Source organism: Spirosoma aerolatum, assembly GCF_002056795.1.
Lineage (GTDB): Bacteria > Bacteroidota > Bacteroidia > Cytophagales > Spirosomataceae > Spirosoma > Spirosoma aerolatum.
The window spans coordinates 1,462,116-1,485,177 of the sequence record NZ_CP020104.1; the positions used below are offsets into that span (position 1 = coordinate 1,462,116).

Genomic DNA, 23,062 nt, shown 5'->3' on the forward strand with positions numbered 1-23,062 from the left:
GCTCATTTGCGATACGATCGCAGACGGAATACCATAAATTGTTAACCACCTTTCTCTATGCGTTTTCCTCTTCTGTTCGTCTTTTTACTCGTTCTCTCGTTTACCGCTCACGCCCAGAAAGCTATCCGAATCGCCTGCGTGGGGAACAGCATTACGTATGGAGCCGGACTGACGCATCGGGAGCAGAACTCATTTCCGGCCCAGCTCCAATACCTGTTGGGTTCGGGCTATACCGTAATGAATTTTGGCGTGAGTGGCCGAACCGTATTACGAGAAACAACAGCACCGTATATGTCGACGGATAAATATCAGGAAGCCTTGAAAAGTAACCCTGATATTGTGCTCATTAAACTGGGAACGAATGATAGCCGACTGCCCTATCGCTTAAAAATCGACCAGTTTATTCCCGATTATAAGGCACTTGTCCAATCGTTTAAAGACTTACCGACGCATCCACGCATTGTGCTACTGCTGCCTGTTGCCTCGTTTTTGACCGATACCACCCGCCAGACAGAAGCCGCTATTAAAAAGTATATTTTGCCCCGAATCCGACAGGTCGCCTTTGATGAAAAGCTGGAACTCGTCGACCTGCATTCGCTGACGCTGGAAGATAGCCTGTTGTTTCCCGATAAACTGCATCCCGCTTCTTTGGTAATGACCCGCATTGCCCGCCGACTGTATGAGGTGATTACGACGAAAACCCAGCCTGATTTTGACATTTTTCAGAAAATCAAAGAATCCCAAAAAATCACATCCTTTTATGGCTACGACTGCGCCGATTTTACCTTTGAAGGACGTGCCTGTAAGGTCGTTAAGCCCCGAATCGTAGCGAAGGATAAGCCCTGGATCTGGCGGGCGCGTTTCTGGGGACATGAGCCGCAAACCGACATTGCGTTGCTGGATCATGGGTTTCATCTGGTTTACTGCGATGTGGCCGAACTCTTTGGCAATGCTGAAGCCGTTGGCCTCTGGAACAAATTTTATCGCTACATGCACAAAGCCGGTCTGGCCGATAAAGTAGCGCTGGAAGGCTTAAGTCGGGGTGGTGTTTACGTTTACAATTGGGCGGTTGAAAATCCAAAAAAAGTGGCCTGTGTGTATGTCGATGCGCCTGTGCTGGATCTGAAAAGCTGGCCGGGTGGTAAAGGGAAAAGCAAGGGTAGTCCCAGCGACTGGGAGATTTTCAAGAAAGACTACGCCCTGAAGTCGGAAGAAGAAGCCCTTCAGTTTAACGGTAATCCGCTGGATCGGGTACATGACATTGTAAAGGGTAATTTCCCGATGCTGCATGTGGTTGGCGATGCTGACGATGCAGTACCCGTAAGCGAAAATACCGAGCCGTTCGAGAAGCAGGCATTGGCACTAGGTGGCCGCATTACAGTTATTCACAAGCCAGGGGTTAATCACCACCCGCATAGTTTAGCTAATCCGTCGCCCATTGTCGATTTTATTCTGAAATCGGTTGGTCTATATCCGTCTTATGCCCAAATGCCAGTGCCCGGCTCAGAATATCGGTCGGCAGGAGGCTGGAAAACCGGTAATGATTGGTGGGACAATTACACCAATATCCAGCAGACGCTCGACAGTACCGGCAAACTCGATATTCTGTTGATGGGCAATTCAATTACACAGGCAATCGGCAAACGAAGTCTGGTCGTTCATCAAGGTGGTCAGCCTCCGTTCGATAGTGCGCTGGCGGGTTACCGATATGGCGTTGCCGCTATTTCGGGCGATAAGACTCAACACCTGCTCTGGCGAGTTGAAAATCTGGACTTTGCGAAAGCCGATCCTGCACTGGTTGTGGTTACAATTGGGGTCAACAACTTCCAGGAAGACGAAGCGGAGGCTATTACAGCAGGCATTGGTGCGATACTGAAGTCGCTTCGTCGGAAACTTCCGCAGGCAAAACTGGTGCTGGTGGGTCCGCTCCCTGCCGGTACGACTGCCGACGATGAAAAACGAAAAAAATATACCCTCGTTCATCAGCAGATTCAGGCATTTGTCGATAACAAAACGATCTTCTTCTGCGATCCATCTGTTGCCTTGCTCGACGCAGCTACGGGCAATCTGGTTGCGGGTACGTATTCGGGCGATGGAATTCACCTGGCCCGGAAAGGCTATACCATCTGGGCTACGGCCTTACGCCAGACGATTGATAAAATTGGGTTGCCAGCACATTAAGTTTCTAATCAGGATGGACAGGATTGCTTTGGCTTATCAAATCATGTCCATCCTGTCAAAAACTCTATTTCGCTTTTCCTTTCAGCGGGGCGTAGGCAATGCAGTCGACTTCGAGGGCGGCTCCCAGGGCCAGGCCATTTGCGCCAAAGGCACTACGGGCCGGAAAGTGGCCTTCTTTAAAGTAACTCCGGTAAATGGTATTGAATTCAGGCCATTTGGCCATATCCCCAATCATAACCGTACATTTTACTACATCGGCGGTGGTCAGCCCCTGCTCTTTCAGGGCTGCAACAATATTGTCCATCGTTTGTCGGGACTGGGCATCAAACCCATCGGCCAGTTTTCCGTCAGCTTTTACGCCTATCTGCCCGGATATATAGACGAAATCACCGGCCCGCATAGCGCGTGAGAACGGATATGAGGGCGTTTGCTGGCCGGGTACATCGGCCATACCTTCGGTTAGTTTGGCAATGTTGGCTGGAAGCATGGCCGAGAGTAAAAGGGTTAAGCCGCTTACGGCAAGCGTGTAGATAACTTTTTTCATAGTCGTATAGGGATTCAAGTACTGGATTGGTGATTGGCTAATGAGAAGGTGGTTAATTGCCTTTCGTAAAAATAGCAGGCCTGACGAAGAAGCCTAGCGGATAAAAAAAATAGTCGCTGGAGGGGTACAAAATTGATAAAGCAGACTATTACATACAGACTAGCAGTGATCGACAAACTATAGTTCGTTAGATTACAGTTTATCTTAGGTTGGTTTGGCTAAGGTCTCTGGCTCTGTCGGAGACCTTATTTGTTTTTGGCTGCTCCAAAGCTGAAGTGAGGATTTATTTATCAATTCTATCCTCACGAGGTTTTGAGAAACCCCGCTGTGTCGATTGTAAGCACCCGACACCACAATGCAGTGGTCTGGCGTCGAAATCATTGGCTCGCTGAGTAGATTTCCGGTAACAGGTCAGTTTACGACTGAAAGTTTTGACTGAAAAGGGTATGGTTTCGGAAAATGTACATACTCCTGATCAGATAGCTGTAGAACCCTGATAAACAGAATGACAAAGACGTATAGACAAATTAGTGTAGCCCTTTTGATAGCCCTGGTTTCGGTTATGAATGGTTTTGCCGAAGACCCCGCCTATGCCGATGGGTATCGACTCTGGCTAAACTATGATCTGATTAGCGATGCCGTCAAGCGGCAGGCGTATGCAAATGCGGCTCAGTTCATTGCCGTCAAAACAGATAGCCCTATTCTGAAATCGGCCGCCGACGAATTGCAGATGGGGTTGCAGGGTCTGTTAGGTAAATCAGTGCCCGTGATTGGCAGTATAGGTAGTCGTACAGGCGGTATTGTGTTGTCGGTAAATCCGGCCGATGTCGCTGGTCAGTCCCTGAATAAAGAAGGGTATCGTATTGAGTCGAAAGGTGGCAATTTGATTATCTCCGGCAAGTCTGATGCGGGGGTCTTGTACGGGGCTTTTGCTTTGTTGCGACAGATACAAACCCTTCAGTCAATACAGGGCATTTCGCTGGTCAGTAATCCGAAGGTACAGTTTCGGATGCTAAATCATTGGGATAATGTCGATGGGTCGATTGAGCGGGGCTATGCGGGTTCGTCACTCTGGAAATGGTATGAGTTGCCCGAACGGATCGACCCCCGCTATCGCGATTATGCGCGTGCCAATGCATCCATTGGTATCAACGGAACAGTGGTCAACAACGTGAATGCCAGCGCCCGATTCATGACCAGTGAGTACATCGAGAAAGTAGCCGCTTTGGCTAATGTATTCCGACCCTATGGCATTCGGTTGTATTTGTCAGTCTATTTTGCGGCTCCCAAAACCCTGGGCGGCTTGAAAACCTCCGACCCGCTCGACCCGCAGGTGCGGCAGTGGTGGGCCGACAAAGTGAAGGATATCTATAAGGCCATTCCCGATTTTGGTGGTTTTCTGGTCAAAGCCAATTCGGAAGGGGAGCCTGGTCCACAGGATTATGGCCGTACCCATGCCGATGGGGCCAATATGCTGGCTGAAGCCCTGAAACCGTACGATGGGGTGGTGATCTGGCGGGCGTTTGTCTATAAAGCAGACCCTAAAGCAGACCGTTTCAAAGCTGCCTATGAGGAGTTTGTGCCCTTAGACGGCCAGTTCGATAAGAAGGTAATTGTGCAGGTCAAAAACGGCCCTATTGATTTTCAGCCCCGGGAACCCTTTTCACCTCTGTTCGGAAATATGCCCAAAACTCCGCTGGGTATGGAGTTTCAATTGACGCAGGAATACCTGGGCTTTGCGACGCATCTGGTCTACGAAGCACCCCTGTTCAAAGAATGCCTGGAAACTGATACCTACGTAAAAGGCAAAGGCTCAACCGTAGCGAAGGTGGTCGACGGAAGTTTGCACGGTTATTCGATGAGCCTTATGGCAGGGGTTGCCAATACGGGTTCGAACCTGAACTGGACAGGCCACCCGATAGCTCAGGCCAACTGGTATGCGTTTGGGCGGCTGGCCTGGGATCATACCGTATCGTCGGAAGCCATTGCGAGAGAATGGGTAGCAATGACCCTGACACATGAGCCTCAGGCTACCAAACGAATCGTAAATCTAATGGGAAAATCGCGGGATATTTACGTCAATTACAACACACCGATGGGCCTCTCGCGACCCTGGACGGGCGTTCACTTTGCTCCCGAACCCTGGCAGGCGCGTAGCCCTCGCCCCGACTGGACGGCCGTGTATTACCATCGTGCCGATTCGATGGGTATAGGCTTCGACCGGACAGCAACGGGAAGCAAGGCGCTGGAACAGTATCGGCCTGAGGTGCAACAGCAGTGGAATAACCCTGAAACCTGTCCAATTTCGTATTTACTGTGGTTTCATCATGTGCCCTGGACCAAAAAACTGTCGACGGGCCGAACATTATGGGATGAGCTTTGTACCCATTTTTATACCGGAGCCGATTCGGTTCGGTGGATGCAGCAGGAATGGGCGCAGGTAAAACCAGCCATCAATCCTGAAACCTACGCCAATGTAGCAGCCCGGCTGGTTACTCAGCAAAAAGAAGCGATCTGGTGGCGCGATGCCTGGGTACTTTACCTGCAATCCATCTCAAAACAGCCCATTCCGCCCCCGTTCAAACAACCAGCCCGAACCCTGGACGAAGTGAAGCAATCGGTGAATGTGTACTTGCTAAGGTAAAGAGCGAAAGAGTACATGAGTGAAAGAGCGAAGTCATCCGGTAGGCAATTCGCTCTTTCACTCATGTACTCTTTCGCTCTTTAAAAAAAGAGGAAGGTTGAAGTTTACGAAATCATTTTCAACGCGTCGGCGAAGGCTTTCATCTGGTCCATTGTGCCCAGGCTGACACGACACCAGTACTGACCGTCGAACTTCCATTGGCGGATGCTCACGCCCTGATCCATCATACGGGTTACGAAATCTTCGCCCTTCATCCGAATCGGGAACATCACGAAATTAGCACCCGAAGGCAGCGGTTCGTAGTTGGTTTGTTTCAGAACGCCCAGCAGGAAATCTTTCGATTCTTTCGCCTTGCCGAGTGAGTAGTTGATAAACTCTTTATCCTGCAAACTGACCATAGCCGCCCGAAGGGTTGTCATGCTGATGCAGCCACCGCCCGTTGCAAATTTGCTGATCTGCTCCAGAAGCTCAGGTTTCGCAATCATATAGCCCGTACGCAGTCCAGCAAAGCCATGTACTTTCGAGAAAGTCTTGGTAATGATTACATTGCTGCCTTTTTTCACCATATCGACCATCGAATACGCTTTCGGATCGGGCGTGTAGTCGATGTACGCTTCATCGACCAGGATTGGGGTTTTGGCGCCCACCGATTCGCAGAACGCCCGTAATTTCGATGGATCAACGATGATGGCCGTCGGGTTGTTGGGATTACAGAGATACACCATACCCGTCTGGCTATTCACGCGCTCATTCAGCTTGTTCAGATTAATATCATATCCGTCAGCCGCTACTAGTGGAACCCGATCAATGTTGACGCCATGTTTCATAGCTGCACGGGGGAGCTGGTCGAACGTTGGGTCGGGTGCTACAATCGTGCGGCCTGCATTTGGGCGATAAGCGGCCCAGAGTGAAGCAGCTGTCAGCAACTCACCCGAACCGGCACCCAGCAGAACATACTCTTCGGGCACACCTTCGGTATCGGCAACCAGTTTCCGGAATTTGCGGGCATGTTCCATCGCATAGAGATAGCCGTCGGGAGCGGCTTCGGTGATGGTCTTGAGCACTTTTGGCGAAGGGCCGTATGGGTTTTCATTCGCTGACAAACGAGCTTTCAGAGGGCCTTTAGGGGCTTTATAACCCAGTGGCATCTCTTGTTCTGGCTCGCAAAAGGCGGCAGGAGCAGCAGCCATACTAAGGCCAGACACTAAGCTGGCCCGAAGCCAGTCTCGACGGTTGATGGACATAAGATAAGTTCGGTCTTAATGCGTCAGTAAAGGATGAAGTCAGAAGAATCAGGTAATAAGGTAGTTGAGTTTCGCTATAGTGGTTACGAACAAGTCAAAAATAGGTTTATGTGGGCTGTTTTTCAAATATTATTTTTACTAATTATATTTTTATTCTATAATCTTTTAATTAATGCAATAAATTAAAAATAAAATATAATGAATGGTTGCTGATGTGAGCAATTTAGGCTTAAATAGAGGTGTGTTCGTTGACTTTCAGGGCGTTATATTTTGCACCGCCAGGACGCGATGGGCGCGAAAAAGTTTGTACCAATGACCTATTCTTCGCGTCTATCGCGTCCTGGCGGTGTAAGAAAAGCAGTTAGCTTAATTTCGCCAGCTCATCTAGCTGAATACCCCAGGCACAGCGGAAATGACCCAGTGGACAGGCGGTTCGACCATGCAGATTACAGGGCTTGCATTCTAAGCGCTCCGGCGTTTGCACAACTCTGGATACATCGGCCAGTGGACCGAAGCCAAACTGGGGGACTGTTGAACAGAAAATGGCTGTTGTGGGGGCATTCATAGCCGAGCAAAGATGCAGCGGAGCCGAATCGTTCACATAATTCATCACAGCGCTCTGTTGCAGGGCTGCCGATTGGAGTAAACTTAGCTTGCCTGCCAGATTTATGACCTGCTTTGTGCTACCTGCCAGTGCCCGAATGGCATCGCAGGCGTGTACATCAGTTGGAGCACCCAGTAAGTAAATGGTCAGATCATCCGGCAAGGCTTTGATTAATTCCACCCATCGTTCCGACGGATACTGCTTCGTAAACCAAACTGACATAGGAGCCATACACACGTATGGTCTGTGTTGATACGTGTGCACAGCGTCGTAATCGGTCCGCGATGGGTATAATTTAGGGCGGACAAGCGCCTGACGGCTTAGCGGATGGGGCTGAAAATCAGGGGCTGACTGGAGTGCCTTCAGCAAGCCGGTATTGCGATCAACTTCGTGTGTTCCCGGTTCAAACCGATGGGCGATCCGATGGGTAAAAAAGCGGGAAAACGGATTCTTATCAAAGCCGATGGTCGTACCTGCGCCCGACAATGCCGTTAGTAAGCCCATGGTGCCATAGCGTTGCAGATTCAGGACCGCATCATATTTCCTGGCCCGAATAGTACGCAAGAGTCGCCATAAATCCCGATATTTGGTACCCTTTTTATGCCAGACCAGCACCTCGTTTAAAAAAGGATGATTGGCCAATAGCGTCTCATTGCCTTTGCGTACAAGCACATCCAGTACGGCTTCGGGATAGGCCGTGTGGAGTTGTTCGAACAAAGCGGTTGCCAGAATTACATCGCCGATGAAAGCCGTTTGAATAATCAGGAACCGGGGTGGATTCGTTGCGGTTATCATTAGTACGCTTAAGGCGTAAAAATTTTAGAATGGAAGATTACCAGGTTTATACTCTGCCCAACGGAATTCGGATTGCGCACAAACAAATATCGCATACGCAGATTGCCCATTGTGGTATTATGCTCGACATCGGAAGCCGTGACGAGCAACCTCACCAGCAGGGCCTTGCCCATTTCTGGGAACATATGGCCTTCAAAGGTACGGAGAAACGAAAATCGTACCATATCATTACGCGTCTGGAAACGGTGGGTGGTGAACTAAATGCCTATACGACCAAAGAAAAAGTCTGTTTTCATGCGTCGGTACTGGATGCACACTTCGAGAAAGCGGCCGAACTACTGGCCGATATTACCTTTCACTCGGTTTTCCCGGAGAAACAGATTGAACGCGAGCGCGGGGTGATTTTAGAAGAAATGGCAATGTATTACGACTCGCCCGAAGATGCCATTCAGGACGATTTCGACGAACTCGTATTTCCAAACCATGCCCTCGGTGGTAACATCCTGGGTACGACCGAAACCGTAGAATCGTTTCGTCGGGAAGATCTCCAGCGATTTATTGCCGAGAATTATGATACAAGCCGGATTGTGTTTTCGTCGGTTAGTAAGCTGCCGTTTAAGCAGGTGGTGAAAGTGGCCGAGAAGTACTTCCGTGATGTACCCGCCCAGCACACAACCCGCCAGCGAAAAACACCAACCGGCTATGTGCCCCGTCAGACGCGTGTGGAGCGACCCATTACCCAGGCCCAGTGTGCCTTAGGTCGACCGGCCTACGGGCTAGCCGACCCCCGACGACTGCCCTTTTTTATGCTGATCAACTTGTTGGGTGGCCCCGGCATGAATTCGCGTCTGAATCTGAATCTACGGGAAAAATACGGGCTTGTCTACTCGATTGATGCCACGTACACACCCTATCTGGATACAGGTTTTCTGGGTATCTACTTTGGCACCGATCCTAAGAAAGTGGACAAAGCCCGTTCGTTGATCATGAAAGAGCTGAAACGCCTTCGCGAGCAACCGTTAACGACGTTACAGCTTCACCAGACAAAAGAGCAACTGATTGGGCAATTGGCCATGGCTGAAGAAAGCAACAACAGTTTCATGCTCATGATGGCCAAAAGCCTGCTCGACATCGACCGGGTAGAAGCCCTGACCGATATTTTTAACGATATCAACGCCGTTACCTCCGAACAGCTACAAACGCTGGCGCAGGAAGCCTTCGACGAAAGCCAGTTCAGTTCGTTGAGCTTTTTGCCGGAAAAATAAAGGATTGTTACACAGAGATGCACGGAGTTCTCAGCGCATCTCTTTTTACTTCGGACCTGTTTAAACTTTTATAAATTGAGCCCAAACAGGTGCGTTTTTGTCATGCTGACGAAGGAAGCATCTTCGGTAGCTACTAATACTAAACTACCGAAGATGCTTCCTTCGTCAGCATGACAAAATTGCCCAATTCCTGGCCTGAGCAGAAAAGTTTAAACAGCCTATCCGTGTATCTCTAAGTAGCCAAGTCATGACAATTAAAGAGGCTCAAACAACCGTCGACGAGTGGATAAAAACCGTTGGCGTTCGGTATTTCAACGAACTGACCAATATGGCCATGCTGACTGAAGAGGTCGGTGAAGTAGCCCGGATTATTGCCCGGCGGTATGGCGAACAATCAGAGAAAGAGTCGGATAAGCAAAAAGACCTGGGCGACGAAATGGCCGATGTATTGTGGGTGCTCATCTGTCTGGCCAACCAGACCGGGGTCGATCTTACGGAAGCCTTCCAGAAAAATCTGGAGAAGAAAAACATTCGGGATGCTACGCGCCACCTGAACAACGAAAAGCTGAAATAAGGTTTGGCAGATACAATTCATGCTGTTTCAATGGTAGTATAAGTAGAAATAGTAGTAGGAAAGCACGAAGGGTATGACCAGAAATGCATAGTTTTACTTACCTATTCGGATGTAGCGATAGTGGATTCGGGACTCAACTACGATCAGGCGACAGATGCCCAGCTTTGGGACGACTTTCTGCGGGGCAGCAAGGCCGCCTATTCGTTCATGTACGAAAAATACGCCCGAGTGCTGTACAATTATGGCTACAAGATTGCGCAGGATCGTCAGCTAACGGAAGATTGCCTGCAAGATCTGTTTCTGACCATTCTGGAAACACGCGAACGGCTTGGGCAAACCGACTCCATTAAATTTTACCTGATGCGCTCGCTCCGGCGCGACCTGGTTCGGAAGCTCAACGAACGTCACCGATTTCAGGCGGGTCATGAGGGCGAGATTGATTTTAAAGTCGAATTCCACTACGAACCTACCTGGCTCGACTCTCAGATCAGCCGGGAACAATCAGAAGCTGTTCTGCGCGAACTGAATCACCTGCCTGCTCGGCAAAAAGAAGCACTGTTCCTGAAGTTTTTTGATAATCTCAGCTACGAAGAGATCGCCGGTATTATGGGCATCGAAACCACCTCGGCCTACAAAGTTATTTACAAGGCCATTGCCTCCCTTCAGAAGCGAATGCCTGCTGATCTATTGGTGTTGTTAGGCTTCATGCTTGCTTAATTGGTTGATTGGTAGCTTTTTGACTTTGTGCTGTCGGTTATAAGTAACCGACGGATGAGGTTTCTCAAAACCGAACGTATTGCTCTTACTATCGACTCGGGCGGATTGAAGAATCGGACGTTGCACCCGGACAACGCGATTGCCTGACAACTAGCAACTTCGAGTATCTATCATTTTCCTGTTAAAAAATTTTCTCTTTCCGAGGGATAATTCGGCGATTCCTTTTCTTCTGGTGGTAAATAGACCATGACCATCGTATGGCGCAGCCTTACCAGAATTATACCCTTCGCGATTTTGTGCTCGATGATGCGTTCCGCCGATGGGTGTTTCAGCCCGACGAGCAGAACATGACGTACTGGCACACCTATATGCTCCGACATCCCGAACAGCAGCCGTTGATTGACGAAGCGGCTTCGCTGTTGCTGCACCTCAACGCCCGGTACGACGACCTGACCGACGCCAGCCAGCAACGTATCTGGCAGGTGCTGGAGCAGGCATTCGATGATCAACTGTTTACGGAGCCGATTGTCGTGCCTCTCTCACGTTGGCAACGGTTCAGAACAACCTATCCGGCTGCCATCTGGCAGGTAGCGGCTTCATTGACGGGTATCCTGCTGATTGCGGGCGGAATCATTTACTATCAGCTACAGCCGAAGCAACAGCGCATTCATACGGCCTTTGGCGAAAATCGAAACGTAACACTTCCCGATGGGTCAACTGTGTTGCTCAACGGGAATTCGACGCTTACGTATACCGATGGCTGGGTCGATGGAAAACCGCGTGAGGTTTGGCTCGATGGCGAAGGATTTTTCAAGGTCACGAAAAAGCAGGCACCCGATGGACGTATCAAATTCGTGACGCATACCCCCAATCTGGACATTACGGTTCTCGGGACTCAATTTAATGTTAACACGCGCCGGGGTAGTACGGCGGTTACATTGGTAGAAGGGCGGGTACAGCTCACCAAACCAACCGAGCATACCGGGCGGGTTATTGATATGAAACCGGGTCAGTTTGCGTCGATACAGCCCAACATCGAGAACGTGGAGGTACGCGAAGAAAAGCCACAACTGCATACGTCCTGGGTGGCTCATCAGTTTATTTTCGACAACACGGCCCTTAGCGAGATTGCCCAACAATTGCACGACACTTACGGACTGGAAGTGGTCTTTGAAGACAGCGACCTGGCCAATCGACGGTTTACGGGTAACCTCTCGAACCAGAGCATCGAAACACTTCTCACAACCCTTTCGCTCACATTTGATCTATCAGTACAGCGCAACGGCGACCGGATTAGTTTACGCCATAACCCCTGATTTTGTCCTGGATTCTCTGAACATGGCAAGGCCTTTTATTCTGCATAACCTATGAAAAACCAGTATATTACCCTTTCGATGCTGTTGGTCGGGGTCTATACGCTGCCGCAACCATCCGTTGCGCAGCTATTGACCCGCGCCCAACCTCTGAGTGCCAGTACGGCTAGTCGTCAACAGCCGTCTGCACTCGACGTACCAACTAGCCAACGTCCGCATCGGACCCGTTCACTCAAAAAAGTGCTGAGCGAACTGGAACGGCGGTTCAATGTCAATTTTGCCTACGATGAACAACTGATGGCTACCCGACAGTCGGAGCTGGATCTGGATGGAATGACGCTCGATCAGGCATTGGCGCAATTATCCGAATCACAAGGATTACGCTACCGCAAGGTTAATCCGACACTCATTGCGATTCAGGCATTACCCGTAAAAAACGCCGGAGCCGGACTCCCGGCCGAAACCACCAAACCAGCCGTAGTCATCCCGATTGAGGCTACCGAAACCCTGGAGGAAGCTCCTCAGGTTCGGCGGGTTACGGGACAGATCACGGACGAGAATAACCAGGGGTTACCGGGCGCCAACATCATTGAAACGGGCACCACCAACGGGACAAGCTCCGATGCGAACGGGAATTTTATCCTGAACGTCAGCGATGGCGCTACGACCTTAACTGTTTCGAGCGTGGGCTATGCCCGCCAAGTAGTTCCGATTGGCAGCAACTCAGTCGTGAATGTAAAACTCGTGCCCGACGACCGTACCCTGAACGAAGTCGTGGTAATCGGGTATCAGACCGTCCGAAAACGCGATGTGACCGGTGCCAACGACGTGATCAGTTCCACCCAGGCCGCCAAAGTAACCGCCAACTCGCTGGCTGAGTCCATTCAGGGGTTATCGCCAGGGGTTACGGTTCGCAACAGTGGTGTACCGGGGCAGCAGGCATCGATCCAGATTCGTGGGGTCGCCAGTTTCCTCAACACCGATCCGCTCTATGTGATCGACGGGATGATTGCCGATGCCAACCCAACGATCAATACCGACGATATTGAAAGTATTCAGGTACTCAAAGATGCGTCGGCTGCGGCTATCTACGGGTCACGGGCGGCCAATGGTGTGGTGATTATCACAACCAAACAGGGGAAAGAAGGGCCGATAAAAGTCTCGTTTTCGGGAAAATACGGTATTCAGCAGGTCTATAAACGCTGGAACTTGACCGACGCAGCTGGTTTTGCGGCTCTCCAGCGGCAGCAGTACCAGAATGCCGGACAAACGCCACCCGCTAGTGTGGCTACGGGCACATTCAACCCGAATATCAATACCGACTGGCAGGATCAGGTGCTGCGTACGGGTAGTTTGCAGGATTACAACCTGACCTTGTCGGGCGGTAGCAAAACGGGCACCTATCTGATCTCGGGGAGTTATTTCAATAATACGGGCTACGTCACGGGTAGTGGTTTCGAACGGGCCAGTTTGCGGATCAATACCCGCAGCGAGATTGGGCGGTTTACGTTCGGAGAAAATGCCGTACTGACCAACTCCAATATCCAGAATTTTCCAGCAGGTAACCCGATCTACGACATGGCCGGTATGTTGCCCGTTATTCCGGTTCAGGACCCGCGTTATGTCAACGCAAGTAATCCGGGCGGGTACGGTATCGGCACTAATCCGGATGCGGTAACCTACTACTACAATCCGGTAGCGGTTCGGGATCTGGCCAGCAACAAGAGTAACTTTGCCAAAATGGTGGGCAATGCCTATCTGGACATCAAACTGACCGACTGGCTAACGTATCGCGCCAATGCGGGTCTTGAAGTTAGCTTCGACTATACCCAGAACCTGCGGAAGCTGGGTACGTATCAATATAGTGCTTCGCCGGTGCCTAGTTCGGTGAGTGAAGATCGGTCGCGCTACCTGAGCCTGCTGTTCGAGCATACACTGAACTTCAACAAAACGTTTGGCGCACACAGCATCAATGGTGTGTTGGGGATAAGCCAGCAAACGACCCGTCGGGATATTACCTCAGGCTCGCGAACCAATCTGGGCTATGCGGGTGGGCAGTATTTCACGACGATTAATGCTGCAACGGGTATTTCGAACTCAGCCGGAAGCACCCCCGACGATTACCGGATTCTGGGCTACATTGGCCGGGTCAACTACGCTTACAACGACAAATATCTGCTGACGTTGACGGGTCGGGTCGATCAGGATTCGCGATTTGGTTCCAACTACCGAACGGGTTTCTTTCCATCCATAGCGGGGGCCTGGCGCATCAGTCAGGAGAAATTCTTCCATGTCGACTGGATTTCCGATCTGAAACTGAATGCGTCGTATGGTAAGCTGGGTATTGTCGTGCCAACGCTGGGTTCATTCCCCTATACGGCCTTCATCAACAGTAATCCCCGCGCTATTTTCGGGGTTGATCAAACGCCTAATGTGGGTGCGTATCAGGCTCAACTGGCCAACCCCGATCTGCGCTGGGAAGAACGGATTCAGCAGAACTACGGCGTATCGGCCAGCTTCCTGAACAACCGCATCACGACGGAAATCAATATTTACAACTCGTTATCGAACGATGCCATTCTGAATCTGGCCGTACCGGGTTATCTGGGTAATCTACGCGGCAACCCCTACGTCAATACGGCGTCTATCCGCAACAAAGGGGTTGAGTTTTCGGCAACGTATCGCAACAACGAACATACACTGAAATGGGATGTATCGGGCAATTTTACCACGATTAAGAACCGGGTCGAAAACGTTGGTAATCAGGGGCAGAACATCAATTACATCCAAAGCGGCAACACACGGTCGCAGGTGGGTTTACCCGTGGGGCAGTGGTACGTACTGAAAACGGCCGGAATTTTCCAGAGTCAGGAGGAGATCAACAACTACAAAGGTCCCAACGGCAACCCGATTCAGCCATTTGCCAAGCCTGGCGATATTAAATACGTGGATACCAACGGCGATGGACAGATCACCCAGAACGATGATCGTCAGTTTGTATCATCGCCCTGGCCCAAGTTGCAGGCTGGTGCTCAGTTCAATGCCTCGTATGGGCCGTTTAGCTTGAATGTTCAGTTGACGGGCGTGTTCGGCTATACGGTGTATAACGACGTTCGGCGCAGTCTGGATACCTATCAGTTAACCAACTTCCGTCGGGATGTTAGTCCGTGGTCATCAAGCAATACCGCCACCAGCGACCCTCGTCTGGGTCTGGAAGCGGGCGATCAGGGTATTATCTCCAACAATTTCGCCTATAGTGATCGCTGGTTGGAGAATGCCTCGTATGTGCGGATGCGCAACATCGAGATTGGGTACACGTTTCCGAAGGCGTTCCTCTCCCGCATCAAGGTACGCAATGCCCGTGCGTTTGTTAGTGGTCAAAACCTGTTTACGATCACGGGGTATAAAGGACTTGATCCTGACGTAACGGGCGCGAACATTCAGGAACGGGGGGTCGATAATGGACACTGGCCATCGCCCCGCGTAACATCGATTGGGCTTACCTGTGATTTCTAATGGCAACGTATTTAGTTCTGAAACCAATCATGAAACATACATTCATTTCGCTGGCTATTGTTGCGGTAGGTCTACTGACCGGCTGCGACCGGAGTTTAGACATTGTGAACCCCAACCAGGTGACGACCCAGTCGTTCTGGAAAACGGCCGATGATGCCCTGGCTGGAGTCAATGCCATTTATAGCACGACACACCGGGGCGGCATTTCCCGCTGGATGCCGTTTTATTACATCATCCGTTCCGACGAAGGACGTAGCCAGAGTCCGGCGACCGATATTGTCAATAACATGGACCAGTTTCTGGTCACCGATTACAATTATGGCAATGCCTATAGCGTCTGGAATGACAATTACATCGGCATCAACCGGGCCAATCAGGTAATTGAAAACGTTCCGAATATCCAGATGGATGCCACCCTGCGAAACCGCTATCTGGGCGAAGCCAAATTTATGCGGGCCATGTTCTATTATCACCTGGTCACGCTCTGGGGGAATGTGCCGCTGGTGCTGCAAACGCCCGTTGTAGGTGATAAGCCGAACTCGGCGACCATCGCGCAGGTGTGGGCGCAGATCGAGAAAGACCTGACCGAAGCAGCCGCTGTATTGCCAACAACTTATGGGTCTGCCGATCTGGGTCGGGCTACCAAAGGGGCTGCCTATGCCTTGCTGGCGCGGGCGCAGATGCAGCAACGGAAATATACCGAAGCGCTAACTCCGTTGCAATGGCTGGTGGAGGGTGAGGGGAAAAGTGTATATGCTTTAATGCCCAACTACCGCGACAATTTCCTGATTACGACCGAGAACAATAAAGAGTCGGTATTTGAGTGGCAATTCCAGATGAATCCTTCTGAAAATACAGACGACGATACCGAAACGCCCAATCAGAACTACGGCAGCTCGCTGGCGCAGTTTTTCGGACCAAGCGGTATTGGCTGGTCGGATGGGGAAGCGCAGCGCTGGCCAACCCGTGAGTTCTACGAAAAAACCACAACGGGTGCTCGTGACCCCCGTCTGGAAGCCTCATTCCTGTTTGATTCGACGGATGTTCGAGGGCCGGATTTTACCATGATCTACGGACAGACCTTCACCCAGCGTTATGGCCGGGATAATAAGCGGGTATGGTTCCGTAAGTTTCAGAACGATCACTGGAAAAACGAAGAAGGGTATCGGTCACCGAACAACTGGCGGTATATCCGCTACGCCGATGTGCTGTTGATGTATGCTGAAGCCCTCAACGCTACCGGAAAAACTACCCAGGCCTACACTTACGTGGATCAGGTGCGTCAGCGGGCGGGCCTACCTACGTTGACCGTTGCCAAGCCTGGTCTTAACCAGGATCAGTTTCTGGCGCAGTTGAAACACGAACGCGTCACCGAACTTTCGGGCGAAGGCACCCGCTGGAACGATCTGGCCCGCTGGGGTGACCTGGGCACACAAATCGCCAATCGTGATCCGGCTTTCTCCACATTTGTGAAAGGAAAGAGCGAACTGTTGCCGATTCCGCAACTGGATCGCGACCTGAATCCAAACCTGGTTCAAAACCCGAATTATTAATTATTTGATTGAACCGCGAGGACGCGAAGGCGCAAAGAATTCAATTTTTATTTCTTTGCGCCTTCGCGTCCTCGCGGTAAAAAAAGCAGAGCCGTGAGCGAGCAATTGCCGGGTGTCTGTTTACTTATTTTCGCTCAATGATGAAATACGGCTTTTTTCTTCTCCTGATCGTTCTGTACGGCTGTAAGTCGTCCGATAAACCCATACCGAACCCTCCCGTAACGTCGGTCGATACCGTCGGTAAATTCCAGAATCCACTCCTGACCTCGGCACCTGATCCGTGGGTGACGGTTAAAGATGGGGTTTATTATGTCATGCACACAACGGGCAACAGCCTTCGGATTTACAAAACACAGGCTTTGAGTCGGCTTAGTCAGGCAAGGCCCGTAACGGTCTGGACGCCACCCGCCACCGGTCCCAACTCGCGCGACATCTGGGCGCCTGAACTGCATTTTATCAACGGGAAATGGTACATCTACTACACCGCCGACAACAACGGAGTCGATGCCACGCACCGGATGTTTGTGCTCGAAAACAGCTCAGCCGACCCAACGCAGGGCACCTGGACCGACCGTGGCCAACTCAACCTCCCCGACAACAAATGGGCCATTGATGGGACTATTCTGCAACTGAACGGAAAGCTATATATGGCCTGGTCGGGTTGGGAGACCGATTTGGGCGGTTTGCAAAACATCTATCTGGCCAGTCTGACAAATCCGTATACGGTTGGTAGTACCTCCCGCATTCGTATCTCTACGCCGGATTATGCCTGGGAGAAACAGGGCTTTGGCGTGAATGAAGGCCCCGAATTTTTAGTGCACAATACGAAAGTCTTTCTGATTTACTCAGCCAGTTATTGCGGTACGGATTTGTACGCCTTAGGCCAACTCTCTGCCGACACCAGCGCCAATCTACTCGACACAAAAGCCTGGACAAAAGCTGCTAACCCCGTTTTCGGTCCCAACGGTGGGAACGGTGCCTACGGTGTCGGGCATAATAGCTTCTTTACAACCCCCGATGGATCACAAAACTGGCTCGTCTACCATGCCAACGCCGGACCGGGTCAGGGCTGTGGGGACCAACGCTCCATGCGAATCCAGCCCTTCACCTGGAAAGCCGACGGCTCCCCCGATTTCGGCTCACCCATCCCCCTTACCGACTGGATTAAACGACCGAGTGGAGAGTGACGTTTATGAAAACAACCCCCTTATCATCCTCTCAAACTCCGCTTGCCAGGGCGCCGAAATAACAATTTGTTCCGACGTTATGGGGTGAGTAAACGCAAGCTGTTGGGCGTGGAGTAGCATGGTGTTCATTTGGAAATGCTCTTTGAAGAGTTTATTCTGTTTGTTGCAGCCATGTGGTCGGTCGCCGATGATAGGGTGAAGGATGTGAGCCATATGTTTGCGTAATTGATGCATCCGGCCCGTGGTTGGGGTTAATTCAACCAATGAATACCGCGAGGTAGCATGTTTGCCAAACGGTAAGGGAATTTCGGTGCGTTGAAGCGTTTTGAGGTAAGTCACGGCGTCCTGAACTACGCCCGTTTCATCATTTCGTAACGCATAGTCGATGGTCTGTTCATCGGGTGTATAGCCGCGTACAAGGGCCAGATACGTTTTCTGAACAGCGCCCTCGGCAAAGAGGGTTTGCATGGCGGAGTTCATGGCTTCAGTTAGGGCAAATAATAAAACGCCCCCGGTTTTACGGTCTAATCGATGTACGGGGTACACGCGCTGGCCCAACTGGTCACGCAGGAGCTGAACGGCAAACTCGCTGGCATCACTGGCAATGGGCGACCGATGCACCAGCAACCCATGCGGTTTGTTGATCGCCACCAGATCGGTTGACTGGTAGAGTATAGGGAGTGGATTTGATTCGTATGGGCTCAGGGTAGACATAAGTGAGAAATAACGGCTGGCTCGTAACTTTCGGCCTTTTCAATCGAACCCCAAAACTATGCGATTTTATCCGGTACTGGGTATACTGATCTGTCTGACTGTACCTTTAATTGGTCGGGCCCAGAAAACCACCGAAATCCAGCGATTTCAGCTCAAGCAAGTCCAGCAAGGCGTAGCGGTCGATCAAACGCATTTTTACGTCATCAACAATCATTCGCTAACGAAACACACGAAAACGGATGGCAAACAGGTAGCCGCCTGGGAGGATACGACCGGCTTACTTAAACACATGAACAGCGGTGTTGTTATTGGGCAGAAGCTGTACTGTACGCATTCCAACTATCCGGATGTGCCAATGGCCAGCTCGATCGAAATTTTCGACACCCGTACACTGAAGCATATTGGGAATCATAGTTTCGGGCTGTTTCCGGGTTCGGTAACCTGGGCCGATTTTCATGCGGGACATTGGTGGGTAGCTTTTGCCAATTACTCGAACAAAGCCATGGCCGAAGGTCGGGATAATCGCTGGACAACGCTGGTGAAGTTTACCGAAAGCTGGCAGCAGGTTGAGGCCTGGGCCTTTCCGGCCAATGTCTTACAGGCGTTTGCTCCCTATAGTACGTCTGGTGGGACCTGCGGAAAAGATGGCCTGATTTATTGTACAGGCCACGACAAGCCCGAATTATATGTGCTGAAGCTACCCGAGCGAGGTCATACGCTGCAATATGTCAAAACCATTCCGACTCTAAGCGAAGGACAGGCGTTTGCCATCGACCGAAGTGTGAAAAATAAACTAGTTCTCTACGGTATTACCCGGAATGATAATTATGTGATTGTGTCGGTAATCGACTAAGGTGCGGGTTCGGTACAGTTGAATGAAATAGACCCAAAATCTGTTGCCAGGAGAGCAGTTGGTTTTATACAATCTCCTGATATGAATACCGAACTATTTCTGCCCACAGCCCAGTTGAGCCACCTGGTAAAGCGGTTTATGATCATCGAAAGCGATTTGGGAATGATCAATAAAATTCTACCCGCAACGTCGGTCGTTATGGCCTTTCGATATAGGGGCGGAGTGAGCTATGCCACCGACTCCACCGCAATTAGTTTACCAACTTCGGCTATAACAGGTCTTCGAAACACAACCCGATTGGTAAACTATGCCAACGAAACGGCTAATCTGTTGGTTATTTTTCAGGAAGGCGGAGCCGCTGGCCTGATGCGTGAGCCAATTCATGAACTGTTCGGTTTAAATGTGTCGCTCGATTCGTTATTTCCTCTTCAACTGATCCGTGATGTGGAAGAACAACTGGCCGAAGCAAAGAGTAATCGGCAGCGGGTGTCAGTCGTAGAGCAATTCCTGATTCGTCAAATGACTGGCATTACGACCGATGCCCTTGTTACGAACGCAATTCGGAACATTCAGCGGACCAGCGGGGCGATTCGCATAAGAGAATTATTGACCGATTTGCCTATCAGTCGCGATCCGTTCGAAAAACGGTTTCGGCGTATAGTAGGAACATCACCCAAGCAGTTTGCCGAAATTGTTCGCTTCCGACATATTATCAATCAATACTCGCCAGAAACAAGCCTGACCGACACGGCCTATACGGCCGGTTACTTCGATCAGGCGCATTTTATCAACGATTTCAAGTCGTTTACCGGTCAGTCCCCGCAACAGTTTTTTAAGGCTGGCCGCTACTGGTAAATCAATGATTTTTTACAATTTCTGGGCTGGTCGTTAGGGTAGTTTTGCAGCATCAGACGCGCGGTGCGTTGCTAAAACAAAACAATGACGACCATGAACGAATATGTGTTTTTAGTGCAGTTTGGCACTCAACAGACCTTAACACCGGAACAACAAAAGCAAAACGCTATCGATTGGGCGAAGCTGATTCAACACTGGACCGAACAGGGGGTGTTTGTCGGCAGCAGCCTGATTAACCAGCCGGGGGTTGTAATTTCGGGCGCAGAGCGGGCTGTTTCGCAAGGTTATTTACCTGATGCAAATTTTCGGGTTGTCAGCGCTCTTCGGGTGATGGCCCCCGATCTGAATGAAGCGGTTGAGATGGCGAAAGCTTGCCCCATTCTGGAGTATCAGGGTAAAATAGAAGTTCGGGAAGTACAGCCCCGGCCAGTACTTGCTTAGCTGATTTTTTGTTATTGGTCATTGATCAATCGTCATTGCTTTTCTACTGATTGTTGATCAATGACCTTTTACCGTCTAGCCAGCTCCACAATATCCTTTACCTCCAGAATTTGCTTTTCGTACCCTTTCGTAACGGTGTTGATCATGGCTTGACCTACTTCTTTCAGGGTACAAAAACCGGCTGGATAAAGCGCCCGGCCAATGGGGTATAACCAGGCTAAAAAAGTATAATAACTCTTTATGTTTTTCTGACCGGGAACGGCTTTCATGAAACCCGGCCGGAACATGTAGGCTCGTTTGAACAGGCGCATCACGGCATTTTCGGTCGCTCCCTTTACCCGTGCCCACGCAATGCGGCCCTGTTCCGAGCTGTCGGTGCCAGCCCCAGTAACGTAACAAAACGTCAGATCGGGGCTTTGTCTGGCGAGAAGCTCCGCAAAATTCATCGTCAGGTCGTAGGTCAGGTGCTTGTATTCGTCCTGGCTCATACCTACCGACGAGACACCCAGGCAGAAAAAACAGGCGTTATATCCCGTTAGCTGGTCGGCAATCGGCGTCAGATTGAAAAAATCGTTGTGAACGATCTCGTGGAGTTTGGGATGGGAGAAACCACTGGCTTTGCGGTTCACAATCAGGACCTGTTCCACATCGGGATGATTCAGGCATTCGAGCAGGACACCTTCGCCTACCATGCCCGTAGCACCGGTAATAATGGCTTTGACTTTCATGAGTAGCTTGTTCGTGAATGGGTTGTCGGTTAGTAATGCCGAAGTAAATTTATCAACCTAATTATTACCCGAAACCCAATGACCGTCAATTGGTTCACGATTGTTCATCGTGGTTCCTGACAATAAACCTTTTTCTTCCGTCAACCCTGTTTTTTCATGATTATCTCCGTAGCCAATAACTCGTTGCATCTATCCGGCGTTACCTGACTATTTTCGAATGATTTAGTGTTTGTTGCTCTACATTGACACTTTTTTGTCATTGTGACGCAGGAGCAATCTTCGGAAATAGGAAGCACCTTCTCCGAAGATTGCTTCTGCGTCGCGATGACAAAGATTATTACGCAAAATTTGCAATACCCTTACTATAACTACGCTGTTTCCAGAAATTGCTGCAAATCGCTGGATGTTTGCCGGGCCTGGTCAACTCCCTGTTCTATTTGCTTTTTAAGCCTGCTTATTTCATTAACCAACTGGTTTTCGATAGCCTGTGCCGTTTGAGCCGCCGAACGGATGCGTGACTGGACCGACAAGTCGGTAAAAATATTGTCGAAGAAAATATCCACGAAGCGGGTGGTCGTATGGTCGAATCGCCATTCGGTCAAAAATGCCTGATTCAGATCGGCGTATTCGGCCCGGAACCGTTCCAGACTTTGCGCAACCCGGTACGACTGATCACGCACATCATCCAGTTTCTGATACTTGGCTATCGAAGCAATTGTCGATCCGCCCAGCATATCCCAGGTGCCCCAATTACGGGCCTGCTCAAGCAGTTTCCGCAGCCGAAACACTTCATTGAGGGCCTGTAAGCCTGCTTTATGGGCTTCTTCTAACTCCTGGCACTGACGGTTTTGCGCCATGAGATTATCCAGGCGTTGTTGGTATTGATTGCCTACGTAACCAGCCGAAAAGCTCAACGCAATTCGTTTCTCCTGAATAAACCGATCATAGTCGACGTCGACGGTCGCATAGGCAGTGAGCCGGTTTTTCTGCTCGGCCAGTTGCTGGGTCAGCTCATCGACCGAAGCCGAAACGACATCATAGCGAAGCCGGGCCTGCTGTGCTTCCGCTTCTTCCTTGCTACGCTGTTTCTCCTTTGTATTCAGTAAATCATAATACAAACTAGCCCAACTAAGCCGGTCCAGTCGGTCAACGTCGGCCTGTTCCGCCTGCCATTCGGTCCGAAGGGCGGTTTGTTGCTGCTGACGCGTAGCGAGCTCGGCTTGGGTCCGTTCCAATTGCTTTTGCAAATGATCGCGTTCATTGCGACGCCGGATTACGTCCAGTAAGGCTTCCTGTTGTGCAGCCGTCCAGTTCATCGTTCAGGTTATTTTGTG

General features: G+C 50.5%; 18 protein-coding genes. 12 read left to right on the forward strand and 6 right to left on the reverse strand.

The features are described 5' to 3' along the window. The first annotated feature begins 57 nt into the window (after positions 1-57). Entirely contained in the window at positions 58-2,181 is a 2,124-nt protein-coding gene (locus B5M13_RS05910) for a GDSL-type esterase/lipase family protein (protein WP_080054803.1), read from the forward strand. A gap of 64 nt (positions 2,182-2,245) precedes the next feature. On the opposite strand, the gene B5M13_RS05915 is transcribed toward B5M13_RS05910, so the two are convergent. Further along, on the reverse strand, positions 2,246-2,725 hold the full coding sequence (locus B5M13_RS05915) for a RidA family protein (RefSeq protein WP_218919480.1): 480 nt from the start codon (positions 2,723-2,725) through the stop codon (positions 2,246-2,248). A 562-nt stretch (positions 2,726-3,287) separates the two neighbouring features. Here B5M13_RS05915 and B5M13_RS05920 point away from each other — a divergent pair. Further along, positions 3,288-5,369 (forward strand): alpha-glucuronidase family glycosyl hydrolase, encoded by a 2,082-nt coding sequence (locus tag B5M13_RS05920; protein WP_080059815.1) that lies wholly within the window; start codon positions 3,288-3,290, stop codon positions 5,367-5,369. 104 nt (positions 5,370-5,473) lie between these two features. Here the strand turns inward: B5M13_RS05920 and B5M13_RS05925 are convergent, their stop codons facing one another. Both B5M13_RS05925 and B5M13_RS05930 read right to left on the reverse strand, forming a co-directional pair. Continuing rightward, positions 5,474-6,613, reverse strand: a complete 1,140-nt coding sequence (locus B5M13_RS05925) for a pyridoxal phosphate-dependent aminotransferase (RefSeq protein WP_080054804.1) — start codon at positions 6,611-6,613, stop codon at positions 5,474-5,476. A gap of 361 nt (positions 6,614-6,974) precedes the next feature. Continuing rightward, on the reverse strand, positions 6,975-8,012 hold the full coding sequence (locus tag B5M13_RS05930; RefSeq protein ID WP_080054805.1) for a glycosyltransferase family 9 protein: 1,038 nt from the start codon (positions 8,010-8,012) through the stop codon (positions 6,975-6,977). A gap of 29 nt (positions 8,013-8,041) precedes the next feature. Between B5M13_RS05930 and B5M13_RS05935 the strand changes: the two genes are divergently transcribed. From B5M13_RS05935 to B5M13_RS05965, 7 genes are all read left to right on the forward strand, one after another. Continuing rightward, positions 8,042-9,277, forward strand: coding sequence for a M16 family metallopeptidase (locus B5M13_RS05935; RefSeq protein WP_080054806.1), 1,236 nt, complete (start codon positions 8,042-8,044; stop codon positions 9,275-9,277). A gap of 247 nt (positions 9,278-9,524) precedes the next feature. After that, entirely contained in the window at positions 9,525-9,851 is a 327-nt protein-coding gene (locus tag B5M13_RS05940) for a nucleotide pyrophosphohydrolase (protein WP_080054807.1), read from the forward strand. Positions 9,852-9,971: 120 nt separating this feature from the next. Continuing rightward, positions 9,972-10,568, forward strand: a complete 597-nt coding sequence (locus tag B5M13_RS05945) for an RNA polymerase sigma factor (protein WP_080054808.1) — start codon at positions 9,972-9,974, stop codon at positions 10,566-10,568. Between the two features lie 257 nt (positions 10,569-10,825). Continuing rightward, positions 10,826-11,884, forward strand: a complete 1,059-nt coding sequence (locus tag B5M13_RS05950; protein ID WP_080054809.1) for a FecR family protein — start codon at positions 10,826-10,828, stop codon at positions 11,882-11,884. 51 nt (positions 11,885-11,935) lie between these two features. Beyond that, entirely contained in the window at positions 11,936-15,397 is a 3,462-nt protein-coding gene (locus B5M13_RS05955) for a SusC/RagA family TonB-linked outer membrane protein (RefSeq protein ID WP_080054810.1), read from the forward strand. Then, positions 15,397-16,950, forward strand: a complete 1,554-nt coding sequence (locus B5M13_RS05960; RefSeq protein WP_245859798.1) for a RagB/SusD family nutrient uptake outer membrane protein — start codon at positions 15,397-15,399, stop codon at positions 16,948-16,950. Before B5M13_RS05955 ends, B5M13_RS05960 begins: the two co-directional genes overlap by 1 nt. 137 nt (positions 16,951-17,087) lie before the next feature. Then, the gene (locus B5M13_RS05965) at positions 17,088-18,137 is read left to right on the forward strand and encodes a glycoside hydrolase family 43 protein (protein WP_080054811.1); all 1,050 of its coding nucleotides are present in this window, start codon (positions 17,088-17,090) and stop codon (positions 18,135-18,137) included. 3 nt (positions 18,138-18,140) lie between these two features. Here B5M13_RS05965 and B5M13_RS05970 read toward each other — a convergent pair whose 3' ends face one another. Further along, complete coding sequence (locus tag B5M13_RS05970; protein WP_080054812.1) at positions 18,141-18,851, reverse strand: pseudouridine synthase; 711 nt, start codon at positions 18,849-18,851, stop codon at positions 18,141-18,143. Between the two features lie 58 nt (positions 18,852-18,909). Here B5M13_RS05970 and B5M13_RS05975 point away from each other — a divergent pair, with 58 nt between their 5' ends. From B5M13_RS05975 to B5M13_RS05985, 3 genes are all read left to right on the forward strand, one after another. Beyond that, positions 18,910-19,704, forward strand: coding sequence for a hypothetical protein (locus tag B5M13_RS05975; RefSeq protein ID WP_080054813.1), 795 nt, complete (start codon positions 18,910-18,912; stop codon positions 19,702-19,704). Between the two features lie 81 nt (positions 19,705-19,785). Beyond that, complete coding sequence (locus B5M13_RS05980) at positions 19,786-20,559, forward strand: helix-turn-helix domain-containing protein (protein ID WP_080054814.1); 774 nt, start codon at positions 19,786-19,788, stop codon at positions 20,557-20,559. Positions 20,560-20,652: 93 nt separating this feature from the next. Beyond that, complete coding sequence (locus tag B5M13_RS05985) at positions 20,653-21,000, forward strand: YciI family protein (protein ID WP_155297195.1); 348 nt, start codon at positions 20,653-20,655, stop codon at positions 20,998-21,000. Positions 21,001-21,068: 68 nt separating this feature from the next. Here the strand turns inward: B5M13_RS05985 and B5M13_RS05990 are convergent, their stop codons facing one another. Together B5M13_RS05990 and B5M13_RS05995 are read right to left on the reverse strand one after the other, a co-directional pair. After that, positions 21,069-21,728, reverse strand: a complete 660-nt coding sequence (locus B5M13_RS05990) for a Rossmann-fold NAD(P)-binding domain-containing protein (RefSeq protein ID WP_080054816.1) — start codon at positions 21,726-21,728, stop codon at positions 21,069-21,071. Positions 21,729-22,096: 368 nt separating this feature from the next. Further along, positions 22,097-23,044 carry a hypothetical protein gene (locus tag B5M13_RS05995; protein WP_080054817.1) on the reverse strand — a complete coding sequence of 316 codons (948 nt, stop codon included), beginning with the start codon at positions 23,042-23,044 and terminating at the stop codon, positions 22,097-22,099. Positions 23,045-23,062: the final 18 nt, after the last annotated feature.